The sequence below is a fragment of the Actinomadura sp. 7K507 genome (assembly GCF_004348425.1).
GTDB lineage: Bacteria > Actinomycetota > Actinomycetes > Streptosporangiales > Streptosporangiaceae > Spirillospora.
The window spans coordinates 1-12829 of the sequence record NZ_SMKK01000040.1 but is presented as its reverse complement, the minus strand read 5'-3'; the positions used below and the strand labels follow the sequence as shown (position 1 = coordinate 12829).

Genomic DNA, 12829 nt, shown 5'->3' with positions numbered 1-12829 from the left:
CACTATTTAAGCAGGACGGCGCCAAGATCACTGTGGCGAGCTTCACGTCCAGGCCCGCGCACGGATCTCGGGTCGTTCAGCGTCGCCTGGACCGCGCCAGGTGCAAAGCGCTCAGGACCGTGGAGCGGACGATCGCCTTGGGCAGGTAGAGGTCTTTGTCATGCCAGAGCGCCGGCCCGTCCGTCCAGTCCGGTGCGCGCAGCAGCCAGTCGCGTCCCTGTGCGATCGCCTGGACGTGGGATGGATGGCGGACGGCTCCCGTCTCGCTCGCATCGGCGGCTGTCAGAACGAGCATGGCCTCCGCGGTCTCCTCGGCAGTACCGACCCAGCGGCCCCACGAGCCGTCCCCCCGCTGGGTGTCCATCACCCAGCGTTCCGCCCGCCGCACGTGGTCGCGGGCGGCGACACCGGCGAAGCGCCGCAGTGCCTGGACGGCGCAGGACGTTGCGTAGTAGGGGGAGGCATGCCACCGATCGGTCCAGCTTCCGTCCGGGTGTTGCTGCGCCCGCAGCCAGTTCGATGCTTTCGCCATGGCCGGCGCGTACCGGTGGCAGGCGCCGGGATGGCGCTGAACGAACTCGCCGAGCGCGTCGAGAACGTGTGCGTTGGTCGTGACGGAGGCTCCCTGTTCCCCTTGCCATGTGCAGAAGCGGTCGTCCAGCTCGAAAGCGAGAAGGCAGTCGGGGTCCATCGGGGAGCCGAGGAGGGTGAGCGCGTGCAGGGCCACGGACGTGGTGTCCGCGTCCGCGGGCAGCCCTTCGCCCGCAGGGGTGCCCGCCGGGCCGATCTCCGCGGCCAGCGAAGTGGCGAGTGCGGATGGCACGCGGACGGGCACGCCCGCCCGGATCAGCCCGGTCAGCACCCACGACCGTTCGAACACGGTGATGGGGAACCCGCAGGGCACCGGCCCGCCGTGCTGTTCCGCCACGGTTTCGAGGAAGCGGCGAGCGGGGTCGCCGGGAGGCGGCGGCAGGGGCCCCAGCCACGCGGCCGTGGCGGCCGGTGACGCGCCGACGCCGCCGGTGCGGGAGCCGGGCCGGGTCGAGCCGGTTCGATGCGCCGCGGGGCCGGCGATCTCTAGTGCGTGGAGGAGCTTCTCGGGCACGTCACGCCCCTCGCTCAGCCGGGCCCGGAGTGGTTCGAGGGCCGATTCGTCCCACCCTCCGGGGACGCGGAGCCGGAAACCAGCTGGCCGTAGCTCCGGCGGGCCCGGCGAGGTGCCGTCCGGCCCCGCCAGGTGGTCGTTGATCAGGCAGGTGAGATGGGCTGAGATGAGCTCCACCGCAGGCATGTCGGGGATCGACCGGCTGGAAACGCCCTCCAGCAGGGTGGTCAGGGCTTGGAGTCCGTGGTCGGCCGCCTTCCTCAGGATGTGATCATCGATGTCGGAATTGCGGTTGCGGAGCTCAGACAGGATCCCTTCGGTGGCGCTCAACGTGGGAACGAGTGAATAGCCCCCCAGCGCGCCCCACGCACCGTCACTGCGCTGGGACGCCAAGAGGAACCGCAACCGTTCCCGGTGTCCTGCCAGCCAGGGGGCGAGCGTCACAAGACGTCCCGTCTCGTACACCGACGGGGACACCTGACCCCAGGGGTTCTCGTGGAGACCGCGGATCAGTTCGCGTGCGCCGGCCGCCAGGTCGAGTGCCGGGGGAACGCTCGGTGCATCCCCTGCGTCCTCGTGCTGCACGCTCATAGCTCGCCCCAGTAGTCGGTCCGCCCGTAGAACCCGGTGCTGAATCCGATCTGGCGCTCCAGGTATGTCGCTTCTTTCGGACACTTCGCCCGGAGCGGCGCCAGTTCGGCGAGGCACTCTGCGACGAGCAAGTCGATGTGCTCGGTGACCTCGGCCTTGTCCACCCCGAGTACGAGAGGGTTGAGGTCCCCCCACGCGATGTCCCTCTGGACGGTTGCCAGATCGTTGAGCAACCGCAGGACGCGTTGAACCGTTCCGCTCGCTGCCCAGAGGGCGTCGATGTGCTCAAGTGCATCCGGAGTGCATGTGTGGATCCAATGGGAGACGTTGACGAAAGAGGAGCCGAAGTTGTCGGCGTTGTCGATGTACTCGCCGAACGTCGGCTTCCGCCCCTGGCGGGTGAGCGCGTCGTGCCACTCCCACTCCCGTGTCATCGCGGCGAAGTAGCGTTTGAGCTGCGTGCGCCAGCGTGGGCGCAGACCGGTGAACGCGGGACTGATGGCGAGCGTGTCGCGTATCTCGGCCAGGAACTGCGCCAGAGGGATGGCCGGGGATGGTTCGGAGCCGTCCGCGACCGCGAGGCAGGCGTCCGTGAGTGCGTCGATGTCCTCGCGTGCCTTCGCTTCGTAGTCGGCGAGCCAGTCCGCCGCGAAGACCCACAGCGACGCGCGGCAGGCGATGCTCAGCTCGGTCGCGCTCGCCCACGGGGAACCGAACGCGTTGGCGAGCGTCACTCCGCTCAGGAGCCTCGGGTCGAACGGCCCGCCCGGGAACAGGGCCGCGTGTCGCTCGGCGCACGGCTGCAGGTCGCGTTGGCAGTCCACCGCGAGGGCGCTGATCTTCCCGTGCTCGATGGCGGAGGAGAGTTCGGTGGTCGAGATGCCGTCGGGGATTCCCACGTAGGTCCCTATCCGCGGTTGATCGGGTTCAGCGAGATTCGGATGGGTTGCCGTGGTTTCAGAGTGAGTCCGATCTGCGGCCGGACTCCCACCGGTCCGTGCAGCGTCGGACGCAGGCGACTGATCATGCTGGCGACGATGAGCTGAGCCTCCACCGTGAAGAACACACTGCCCACGCACTGGTGCGGTCCGGCGCCGAACGCCAGGTAGGCGAAGCGGTGCCGGGACCGTCCGGGCGCGAAGCGCTCGGGGTCGAACCTCAGCGGGTCAGGCCATACATCGGGGACGCGGTGGGTGAGATAGGGGCTGACGGCGACCGTGGCTCCCCGGCGCATCCGGACACCGTCGATCACGTCGTCCTCGGCAACGATCCGGGGGGTGATCCAGCCGACGGAGTAGATGCGCAGCAACTCCTGCAGGACCATCTTCGTGTAGCTCAGTTTCGGCAGATGCGCCCGGGTCGGCTGGGCGCCGCCGAGTACGTCCCGGATCTCCGCGCTGAGCCTCTGCATCACCTCGGGGTGGGCGGCGAGCACCACCCAGAGCCAGCTCAGCGCGGTCACCGTGGTCTCTGTGCCGGCGACGAAGATAGAGACGATCCCGTCCCGCACGCCCTGGTCGTCCAGCGCGGCGCCATCCTCGTCACGCGCTTGCAGCAGGAGGGACACGATGTCGTGGCCGGCGTCGTCCCGCTCGTGCGCCCCTTCTCGGCGGGCCTTCTCGATTACGGGGAAGATGATGTCGTCGACCTTCTGCACCGCGCGATGGAAGGCGTGGTCCCCCGGTAGGGGAACAGCGTGCGGAACGAAGGGAAGAAGCATCCGGGACCGGAACGAGGAGGTGGTGGCTATGGTGATCGCCTCGCCGAGGCGGTCGGCGTCGGCGAGCGACAGCCGGTCGCCTATGAAGATCCGCAGAATGGCCCGGTAGACGATGCGGGTCAGCTCGTCGCTGCAGTCGACGGGCTCCCCGGCGTCGGCCCTGCGGCCGAGGTCGTCGACGTTCGCCGCGATCGTGGCAGCCATCTCGTCGGTGTAGGTCTCGATCTTCTTGCCGGTGAGCAGGGTTTGGAAGGTCCGGCGTTTCAGGGGCCATACGGGGTCCGCGCCGGACGGTTCGCCGACGAGCCTGCTGAGGGGCTTCCACATCAGCCCCTCGCGCCGGTAGTTCGCTGCGTTGTCGCGGAGGATGTGCTGCACGTGCTCGGGGCGGGTCACCAGGTACGGCCTGAAGACGCCAAGGTTCACCCGGGTGATCGCGCCGTTCGACTCGCGCCCCATCTCCTCGATCGCCGTGAGCGGATCTCTGAGCAGTCTCGGCAGGTTATGGCGGAAGGGAGCACTTCTGGCTTCTCTGGCATCGCTGACTCCGACAGACATGCTCGACCGATCCCTCTGAACGTATGCGGGTGGTTCGGTTGTGTGACGGTGTGCGGGTTCCGAGGCGACGCCGGAAACGTCCGCCTATCTACGACTTTCGGCGCTATGGGGGAAATGTTCGGTTCTAGGGGAGTATCACATGATCATTTAACGAAAACAAGCGTCCTATTGGTAGGAATTGTGTCCATCTGTGTGTGACATGCTTCACTTTGCAAGTGATATGACAGTGAGCCAGGGGGAATGTTGGCTAGTGATTTTCGATTAATCGAATCCGAAAGAATCGAATCTATCTTCGAATCCGATACCGATCCGCGGATACCGTCCCCGTGTCCGGAGTTCTAGTGGTCGGTCGGCAGAAGCGTCGGCCAGGAAAGCCGCCCGGCCACGTCGAACTCGCCGGACACCTTCCGGCTACCGCACAGCGCGGCGACGGTGTACGTGCCGTGCTCCACATCCCGCTTGACAGTGGCGGCACCGTCGGTGGCCGTCCGCGCGAATGCCTGGGACGTCACCTCGGCTTCCCCGCCCACACAGCCGGGAACCGAGATCTTCACCCGCTGGCCTGGCCGGACCACCTCCGGGTCCACCGCGATGACCCCGTGCTGCCCGGTCGCTTCGTCGGTCCCCGCTCCCGGCGCCAGCATCCCTGCCGCGACGAGCGCAGATCCCAACACGGTGACGTTGACCAGACGCAACGAGACTCCTCCGAACCCAGGGCTACGACGTCCGGCACTTTAACTCCCGCAACGTGTCCCCGGGCACCGGTTCCGGCGGCGAGCTAACCTGGAGGCATGTTCGGCTTTGCGAAGACCCAGATGGTCTCTCCGGAGAAGGCACTCCCCGGCAGGGACGAGCCAATGCCGGTGCCGCCGCGCCACGAGGTCCTCGACGCGCCGCTGGCCCCGCCCTTCCCGGACGGCGCCGAGATCGCCGAATTCGCCTTCGGCTGCTTCTGGGGCGCGGAGCGCGTCTTCTGGCGGACCCCCGGAGTCATCTCCACCTCGGTCGGCTACGAGGGCGGCTACACCCCGAACCCCACCTACGAAGAGGTCTGCAGCGGCCAGACCGGCCACACCGAAACCGTCCGCGTCGTCTACGACCCCACCAAGGTCACCTACGACGAACTGCTCCGCGTCTTCTGGGAAGCCCACGACCCGACCCAGGGCATGCGCCAGGGCAACGACACCGGCACCCAGTACCGCTCAGCCATCTTCTACAGGACCGACGTCCAGCAGAAGGCCGCCGAAGCCTCCCGCGACGCCTACCAGCAGGTCCTCACGAACGCCGGCCACGGCCCCATAACCACCGAGCTGACCAAGGCCACCGACTTCTACTACGCCGAGCACTACCACCAGCAGTACCTCTCGGACAACAAGAACCCCAACGGCTACTGCGGCATCACCGGCACCGGCCTCTCCTGCCCCGTGGGCGTGGCCCCCGCCGAGTGACCCGGACGGCGGACGACGAGGTTTCGATCCTCTGGGCAGAGCACTCCGGACGGACGTTCCCGAGTGCTCTGCGCTGGCTGGATGCACCCAGCGGTGAATCAGTGGCGACTCTCGACGCCTACATAACGGGATGCATCTCCGTCTACCTGGAGGCCGGGGCTCTCGACGTCGCGCGTCGGTCAGCTCTGGGCGGCTGGCTCAATGATCTCCGGGGCGTCAGGTCACACCTCCATGGCGAGGATGCCGGGTATGTGACCCGGTTGCTTCGTATGGCGGAACTGATCGTCGGCGGTACGCGGTAGCGGCCGCGGCCACGCCGCGCGAACCGGCGCCGAGCGCGGCCACCCGCAGTTCGAGCGGGTCCGGGTCGGCCCGCCTTGATGAGCGGTCCGGTCGGTCCGCGTCCATGGGCAGACCCAGTAGTGGTGGCTCCAGTTCGGCAACGCGGTCGTCGCGCGATCACCCCAACCGGGCGCACCGCCGCCGACGCTCACCACCGGCAGTCCCTCGCCAGAACCCGGGAGGCTACTGGGTTATAGGCGGAACGGGGCTCCAGGAGGCTGATGGTCAAGGGCGTCAGCGGCGGTAAGGGTCGATCAGGGATGTGGGGGTCCTCGCCGCTGTGAGGGCCGGCTCGGGGAAGCGGGGCCCCGCACTGTACGAGCGGGCCCGAGTGCGGCCAACGGACTCGAGGATGCCGGAGCTTGTCAGTTCACGTAGGTCGCGCTGTGCTTGCTGAACGCTCAGTGCTTCCGCGTGTTCGTAGCGCAGGCGCCGGACGCGTCCGGTCATCGCGACCTCGTGTAGAGCGGCGACCAGGCGCTCGTCCAGACCCTCCGCTGCCGCGAAGCCTGTGAGGAGTTCTAGGACCTTGCTGGTTCTGGACAGCCTGTTCCTGACAGTCTGTGCCTGCTGGTGATATGCGGTCAGGTTGAATTTGACCCAACTAGAAACGTCCTGGTCAGGGTGATAGTGCGGACCTCGGGCATTGAGTTCGCGGTAGTACTCCCAGGTGTTCCCCGGACGTCCCAGCCATGCTTCGATCGACGAGAACTCCGGGGCGAGCACGCCTTCGCGGGCGATCAGGAGGGTCTGTAGCGACCGTGACATCCGACCGTTCCCGTCGCTCCACGGATGGATCGAGACGAGGTGGAGATGAGCCATTGCGGCGTTAACCAAGGGGTGGGCGCTGTCACCTTCGATCAGCCATCCCACCAGCTCGTCCATGAGATCTGGAACGTCTCCGGCGTCAGGGGCCGTGTAGGCGGCGATGCTCGGATCTCTGGGATCGGTGACGTACACCGGGCCTCGGCGCCACTGGCCGGCGGGCTTGGAGACCGTGTGGCGGTGTCCCTGGAGCATCCAGTGGAGCGCGTTCAGCAAACCCTTGCTGTAAGAAAAGTCTGCCGCGTCATGGAGCGTCTGGATGTAGGTCATCATGTGCTGGTAGGCGAGAGTCTCGTCGCGGTTGCTTTCTGACAACTCGACGTCGCGCTCACCCTCCATCAGGTCCACGACGTCGACCGTGGACACCCGAAACCCTTCGATGGAGTTCGAGGCCGCCACCGCGTCTGCAGTGAGGTACTTCCGAAGACCTTCCGTCCACTTCGTGGATACCTGGCGTATCTGGTGGCGCAAGTTCGCTCGCATCTGCTCGATCTCTTCCAGGACTGAGTGATCGAGGCCGTCGAGCTCGGGCGTTGGGAAGAGCATGCGGCTATGATAGGTTGACGCAATCACTACGTCAACCACGCTTGCCGATGGGTGATTCTTTCCTCTTTGAACGTGTTCAACTTGGAGCTAGGGTTGTTCACGATGCCGGTGAGGGGGAGTCGATGAAGATAGTGATACCCGGGGGGACCGGGCAGGTGGGCGGGGTTCTGGATCGTGCGCTTACCGCCGCGGGGCATGAGGTCGTGGTCTTGACCAGGCGGCCGGCGGGTGAGCGGGAAGTCGGCTGGGACGGTGAGACCCTGGGGCCTTGGGTCGAGGCGGTCGATGGCAGCGACGTCGTGATCAACCTGGCGGGACGCAGTGTCAATTGCCGTTATACGCCGGCGAATCTGCAGGCCATGATGGATTCGCGGGTGCGTTCAGCCCGGGTGGTGGGGGAGGCGATCGCAGGTGCTGCGCGGCCTCCTCGGGTCTGGCTGCAGATGAGCACCGCCACCATCTACGCCCACCGCTTCGACGTCCCCAACGATGAGGCGACCGGGGTGGTCGGCGGCGCTGAAGCCGGCGTGCCGGGCTACTGGGCCTACAGCGTGGAGATCGCCAAGGCTTGGGAGCGGGCGCAGGAGCGGGCCGAGACGCCGTCCACCCGCAAGGTCGCTCTGCGTACCGCCATGGTGATGAGCCCCGATCGCGGTGGTGTCTTCGACGTGCTGCTCCGGCTGGCGCGGCTGGGGCTCGGCGGGCCGGTCGCGGGCGGCGCGCAGTATGTGTCCTGGGTCCACGACGGCGACTTCGTCCGGGCGGTCGAGTTCCTGGTCGGCCGGGACGACCTGGACGGCGCTGTGAACATCGCCGCTCCCGGCCCGCTGCCACAGCGCGCGTTCATGCGCGCACTCCGCACCGCCTGGGGTGTTCCGGTCGGCCTGCCCGCGACGAAGTGGATGGCCGAACTCGGAGCGCTCGCGATGCGCTCGGACACCGAACTCCTGCTGAAAAGCCGCCGCGTCGTCCCCGGCCGCCTCCTCGGCGCCGGTTTCACCTTCGACCACGCGGAGTGGCCCGAGGCGGCCGCCGACCTCGTCCAGCGCGTACGCGGGTGAAACCTAGGAGCATGGGCGCATGGAGTTGAGTGCGGGGTTGCGGGCGGAGATGTCCGTTGTGGTGGAGGACTCGGACACGGCCGTCCGCGTTGGGAGCGGGGACGTCCCGGTTCTGGCTACGCCGCGGTTGCTCGCGCTGGCCGAGGGGGTGACGGTCCAGGCGATCGAGGGGCTGGACGCGTCGCGGACCTCGGTGGGGACGCGGGTCGAGTTGAGGCATCTCGCGGCCAGCCCTGTCGGCATGCGGGTGACGGTCGCGGCCGAACTCGTGGAGGTCGACGGGGCCCGGCTCGTGTTCGACATCACCGCCACCGACGCGCTGGGCGCGGTGGTGGGCAGTGGCCGTGTCGAGCGGGTCGTCGTGGATCGGGAGAGGTTCCTCGCGCGGCTTCCCCGCGCGAACCGGGATCAGTAGGGCAGGAGGCGGCCGGACGGGGTCCGTAGGTCGGGTGGGCTCGGTTGACGTGGGGGTTTGGGACGCTTGATGAGCTGCTGCCGTGCCATGGTGATCATCTCCCCCCATCGGGCCGGGCTTAACCCGTCGATCGAGCCGATGTCGTGCCCTACCACCTACGACGCACCCGCGCCGCGTGAGGTTCGCTGAGCTTATGCGACGTACAGTGCCGGATCGACCGATTTTTGAAAAGAGGCCGTCGCCATACGTGGCATGGCTGTTACCTGCCGCGACGGTGTCTGTGGCCGGGATTACGGGTCAGGAGACGATGTCGCGGCCGCGGAAGCTGCGGAAGGCTACGGCGAGAAGGACGACGGCGTAGGCGATGGAGATGGCCGAACCCTTGGCCATGCCCGTCCACTGGATCTCGGGCTGGAGGGCGTCCATCCAGGAGTACATCCAGTGCGTCGGCAGGAATTCGCGCCATGAGCCGAGGGCGATGACCGCGTCCAGGATGTTGCTGACGATGACCAGCCCGACCGCGCCGCCGACGGCGCCGAGCGGGGAGTCGGTGGTGACGGAGAGCAGGAAGGCCAGGGCGGCGACGACGAGCTGGGAGACGAGGGCGTAGCCGATGATGATCGCCATCCGGCCGAGCGCGGTGCTCACCGGGACGGTTCCGCCGGTCGGGAGTTCGACGTCGTCCCAGCCGAACCCGGCGGTGCCCGCGATCAGCGACATCAGCGGCAGGCTGACGACCGCCAGGACCGCGTAGGAGAGCGCGACGATCAGTTTCTGGCGCAGGAGGCGGGCCCGGGGCACCGGTGCGGCCAGCAGGTAGCGCAGCGACGACCAGCCCGCCTCGCTCGCGACGGTGTCGCCGCAGAACAGGGCGACGGCGACGACCAGCAGGAAGCCCGTCGAGATGAACAGGGCGAACAGGGCGAAGTTGAGGGCGCCGGCCGTGGCGACGTCGACCAGGCCGGGGGCGCCGTCCGGGCGGTCACCGCTGTCGATCTTGAAGGCGGCGACCAGCACCCACGGGAGGACGAGCAGGATCCCGAACGTGACCAGGGTGCGGCGCCGCCGGAACTGGCGGACGGCCTCCACCCGCAGCGGAAGGGTCCGCCGGACGTCGTAGGCGGTCATGAACCCTCTCCGATGATCTCCAGGAACGCGTCCTCCAGGCGGCGGGAGGAGCCGACGATCTCGGCGACCGGGCCCGCGGCGACGCGGCGGCCCCCTGCCATGACGACCGCGTGGGTGCAGGTCTGCTCGACCTCGGCGAGGAGGTGGCTGGAGACGATGACCGTCCGCCCGGCCTCGGCGTACCGGACCAGCACCTCGCGCATCTCGCGGATCTGCGGCGGGTCGAGGCCGTTGGTCGGCTCGTCCAGGACGAGCAGGTCGGGGAGCCCGAGCATGGCCTGGGCGATCGCGAGGCGCTGCCGCATCCCTTGGGAGTACGTGCGGACGGCGCGGTCCAGGGCGGAGCCCAGGTCGGCTATCTGCAGCGCCTCGTCCAGGTGGGCTTCGTCCAGGGGACGGCCGGTGGCGCGCCAGTACAGATCCAGGTTGTCGCGGCCGGAGAGATGGGGGAGGAATCCAGGTCCTTCGACGAAGGAACCGAGCCGGGACAGGACGGGTGCTCCGGGATGGACGCGGTGACCGAAGATGCGGATCTCGCCGGAGTCGGGGTGGATCAGCCCCATGAGCATCCGCAGGACCGTCGTCTTCCCGGCACCGTTCGGCCCGAGCAGCCCTAGTACCTGTCCCTTCTCCACCCGGAACGAAAGGTCGGCGACGGCGAGATGGCCGTTCTTGTACGCCTTCGTCAGTCCCGTTATCTCCAAGGGGACATCGCTGTCCGTCTCGGGACCCCGGCGTCGGCGGCCGGACATGACGATGAGGAGGGCGAGGGCGAGAGCAGCCGCCGGCAGGCCCCAGATCCACGCCGGCACGGGCGCCGAAGCGGCCGTCAGGGAGGGGACAGAAGGAACACTCAGCGACGACACCGGCCGCACCTTGAAAGACGTCGGCTTCGCAGGGGTGGCGAAGCCCATGTCGGTGGTCGCGATGGCGAGGCGGATGCGGTGGCCGCGGTCGAAGCGGTGGTCCATCGCCGGGAGGGTCACGGTGGCCTCGCCGTCGCCGGATACTCGGAACGGTGCGGCCAGGCGTTGCGCGAGCGTCGCCGAACCGTCCGGAGCGACGTCGTACAGCTTCGCGAACAGCGGGCCGTCCCCGTCGGCCTTGAGCCGGACGGTGGCGGCGCCCGTCAGCTGGACGGGGCGGGCCAGCGGACGGGTGTCGAACGTGGCGGACTGCCCCGGCATCTCGGCCGGCAGCCCGCCCCCGCCCGGATTGAGGGAGTCGAGCGAGCCCAGGGCGCCCAGTCCGGGCAGCGCGGAGATCGATGCGGGGGATCCGCCGGCGGGCTGGTGGATCGTCTGCTCGGCGCCGCTCAGCGGGAACTCCGCCGGGTCGGCGGACAGGCCCGGGTACGAGCCGGTCGTCGCCTCCTCGACCACGACGTCCTGGGTGGACGAGTCGAGCCCGCCCGCCCGCGTCACCGTGAAGCCGTCCGGCGAGGGCGCGGTGGAACGCTTGAGCCGCGCGTCGAAGAAGTCGAGGAGCATGCCTCCGATCCGTTCGGTCTCGGGTGCGCCGCCGTCGTGGCCGCCCCGGTACCAGACCACCGACACGGGCGCGCCGTTGCGGGCTATCGCGCGGGCGTTGGCGTCGGCGTGGTCCAGCGGGAACAGCGAGTCGGTCTGCCCCTGCACTAGCAGCGTCGGCACCTTGATCCGGTCGGCGACCGACGCCGGGCTCGACCGCCGCAGCGTCTCGATCGCCGAGCCGGTGGGACGGCCCTTCTCCGCGATCTCCTGGTACATCTCGCACAGTTCCGGCAGGAAACGCCCGCACGCCGTCGGGCCGGGGCTGCCGGTGAAGAACAGGCCCGCCCACAGTTTCTTGAAGACGCCGTCCGAGGGCTCGCCGCCGGTCGCGTCGGGGAACAGCGCGTCCGCGAGGCTGTGCCACGTGATCCTCGGCGCGATGGCGTCCACGCGCCGGTCGTGGGCGGCGGTCATCAGCGCGATCGCGCCGCCGTACGACTGGCCCGTCATGCCGACGCGCGGGTCGCCGGGCGCGTCGAGCCGGACCTCCGGGCGCCGTGCCAGCCAGTCGATGAGCTGCCGGGTGTCCTTGACCTCGTAGTCGGGGGAGTTGAGCGCGATCTGCCCGGTGGAGCGGCCGAAGCCCCGCGCGGTCCACGCCAGCACCGCGTATCCGGCGCGGGCGAGTTCGCGCGCCTCGCCCGCGACGTCCCGCTTGTCGCCGCCGAAGCCGTGGCCCAGCATGATCGCCGGTGCCTTGCCGCCGCCGGCGGGCTTGTAGAACGTGGTGTCGAGGGTGACGCGCTGGTCGTCGCCGGGGCCGTCGACCACGGCGATGCGCCGGTCGATGGTCTGGACGTGGGACGCGCCGTCCGCCGTGACGCCCCACGCCGCGCACCCGGCCGCGAGCGCGATGGCGGTACCGGCCGCCGTCCAGCGGGCCGTCCGCCCTGTTCTGCCCCACCGCGCCCGGAAGGCGGCCCCCAGCCTCATGGCTGTAACCCTATGTGCGGCGGTCCCCGGGAGACTTCGCCCTTGAGACGTTCATCACCTGCGCTCGCCGCCGTATGTACCAGGCGCCCGCCCGGCGGTCACGTGGTGGGGGGTGGCGCGAGGGCGGCGGTGAACATGGCCGTCAGGCGGTCGGTGAGCTCGTCCGGGTCGGCGGCGCGCAGGTCGTTGAGGCCGAGGAGGCGCCGGACGGGCCCGCCGCCCATGATGATCGTGGACGCGAGCATCGCGCGGGCGCGGGCGTCCGGGCCGTCGAGCTGCGCGACGATCGGCTCGACGATCACTTCCTCCAGGTAGTGGAGCAGGATCCTCTTGACCTCGGGCTGGCCGGCCGACCGGTCGAGCATCCGCGACGTGGTGGAGACGTGGCTCTGGTCGAGCTGCCGGACGAAGTGCTCGGCGAGTCGCCGGGGCAGGCCTTCGGGGTCGCCCGCGATGATCTCGCGCAGCACCGACTCGCCGGCGAGGACCTCCCCGAACAGCGCCGCCTTGGACCCGAAGTACCGGTTCACCAGGGCCATGTTCGCCTCGGCCCGCGCGGCGATCATCCGGACGGTGACGCCGTCGTAGCCGTGCTCGCCGAACAGGTCGCGGGCCGCCTCCAGGA

11 protein-coding genes are annotated in these 12829 nt (G+C 68.9%); 3 read left to right on the top strand and 8 right to left on the bottom strand.

The window, feature by feature from the left end; genetic code table 11:
- Positions 1 to 76 precede the first annotated feature (76 nt).
- The 4 genes from E1285_RS11900 to E1285_RS11885 all read right to left on the bottom strand — a co-directional run bounded on the left by E1285_RS11900 (position 77) and on the right by E1285_RS11885 (position 4669).
- Positions 77 to 1696: a prenyltransferase/squalene oxidase repeat-containing protein gene (locus E1285_RS11900; protein ID WP_132151147.1), complete on the bottom strand. Its 1620-nt coding sequence runs from the start codon at positions 1694 to 1696 to the stop codon at positions 77 to 79.
- A complete protein-coding gene (locus tag E1285_RS11895) occupies positions 1693 to 2595 on the bottom strand; it encodes a terpene synthase family protein (RefSeq protein ID WP_207946547.1) in 903 nt (300 codons plus the stop codon). The genes E1285_RS11900 and E1285_RS11895 overlap by 4 nt, the downstream gene beginning before the upstream one ends.
- Before the next feature lie 8 nt (positions 2596 to 2603).
- The gene (locus E1285_RS11890; protein ID WP_165966571.1) at positions 2604 to 3875 is read right to left on the bottom strand and encodes a cytochrome P450; all 1272 of its coding nucleotides are present in this window, start codon (positions 3873 to 3875) and stop codon (positions 2604 to 2606) included.
- Positions 3876 to 4312: 437 nt separating this feature from the next.
- Positions 4313 to 4669 (bottom strand): hypothetical protein, encoded by a 357-nt coding sequence (locus E1285_RS11885; RefSeq protein WP_132151143.1) that lies wholly within the window; start codon positions 4667 to 4669, stop codon positions 4313 to 4315.
- Between the two features lie 96 nt (positions 4670 to 4765).
- Between E1285_RS11885 and msrA the strand changes: the two genes are divergently transcribed.
- The gene (gene msrA, locus E1285_RS11880; RefSeq protein ID WP_132151141.1) at positions 4766 to 5422 is read left to right on the top strand and encodes a peptide-methionine (S)-S-oxide reductase MsrA; all 657 of its coding nucleotides are present in this window, start codon (positions 4766 to 4768) and stop codon (positions 5420 to 5422) included.
- A 576-nt stretch (positions 5423 to 5998) separates the two neighbouring features.
- On the opposite strand, the gene E1285_RS11875 is transcribed toward msrA, so the two are convergent.
- Positions 5999 to 7135, bottom strand: a complete 1137-nt coding sequence (locus E1285_RS11875) for a Fic family protein (protein WP_132151138.1) — start codon at positions 7133 to 7135, stop codon at positions 5999 to 6001.
- A gap of 47 nt (positions 7136 to 7182) precedes the next feature.
- Between E1285_RS11875 and E1285_RS11870 the strand changes: the two genes are divergently transcribed.
- Together E1285_RS11870 and E1285_RS11865 are read left to right on the top strand one after the other, a co-directional pair.
- Positions 7183 to 8196, top strand: a complete 1014-nt coding sequence (locus E1285_RS11870) for a DUF1731 domain-containing protein (RefSeq protein ID WP_347814074.1) — start codon at positions 7183 to 7185, stop codon at positions 8194 to 8196.
- Between the two features lie 19 nt (positions 8197 to 8215).
- Positions 8216 to 8611, top strand: a complete 396-nt coding sequence (locus E1285_RS11865) for a thioesterase family protein (RefSeq protein ID WP_132151134.1) — start codon at positions 8216 to 8218, stop codon at positions 8609 to 8611.
- Positions 8612 to 8908: 297 nt separating this feature from the next.
- Here the strand turns inward: E1285_RS11865 and E1285_RS11860 are convergent, their stop codons facing one another.
- The 3 genes from E1285_RS11860 to E1285_RS11850 all read right to left on the bottom strand — a co-directional run.
- Entirely contained in the window at positions 8909 to 9739 is an 831-nt protein-coding gene (locus tag E1285_RS11860; protein ID WP_132151132.1) for an ABC transporter permease subunit, read from the bottom strand.
- Complete coding sequence (locus E1285_RS11855; RefSeq protein ID WP_132151130.1) at positions 9736 to 12204, bottom strand: alpha/beta fold hydrolase; 2469 nt, start codon at positions 12202 to 12204, stop codon at positions 9736 to 9738. The genes E1285_RS11860 and E1285_RS11855 overlap by 4 nt, the downstream gene beginning before the upstream one ends.
- A gap of 98 nt (positions 12205 to 12302) precedes the next feature.
- On the bottom strand, positions 12303 to 12829 hold a 527-nt coding region (locus tag E1285_RS11850), incomplete at its 5' end, for a TetR/AcrR family transcriptional regulator (protein WP_132151128.1).

Excerpts from the sequence above, each read along its gene's own strand:
- E1285_RS11890 (WP_165966571.1), bottom strand. The coding sequence starts at position 3,875 with ATGGGGCGCGAGTCGAACGGCGCGATCACCCGGGTGAACCTTGGCGTC.
- E1285_RS11860 (WP_132151132.1), bottom strand. The coding sequence starts at position 9,739 with ATGACCGCCTACGACGTCCGGCGGACCCTTCCGCTGCGGGTGGAGGCC.
- E1285_RS11900 (WP_132151147.1), bottom strand. The coding sequence starts at position 1,696 with ATGAGCGTGCAGCACGAGGACGCAGGGGATGCACCGAGCGTTCCCCCG.
- E1285_RS11855 (WP_132151130.1), bottom strand. The coding sequence starts at position 12,204 with ATGAGGCTGGGGGCCGCCTTCCGGGCGCGGTGGGGCAGAACAGGGCGG.
- E1285_RS11875 (WP_132151138.1), bottom strand. The coding sequence starts at position 7,135 with ATGCTCTTCCCAACGCCCGAGCTCGACGGCCTCGATCACTCAGTCCTG.
- E1285_RS11870 (WP_347814074.1), top strand. The coding sequence starts at position 7,183 with ATGGGTGATTCTTTCCTCTTTGAACGTGTTCAACTTGGAGCTAGGGTT.
- msrA (WP_132151141.1), top strand. The coding sequence starts at position 4,766 with ATGTTCGGCTTTGCGAAGACCCAGATGGTCTCTCCGGAGAAGGCACTC.
- E1285_RS11865 (WP_132151134.1), top strand. The coding sequence starts at position 8,216 with ATGGAGTTGAGTGCGGGGTTGCGGGCGGAGATGTCCGTTGTGGTGGAG.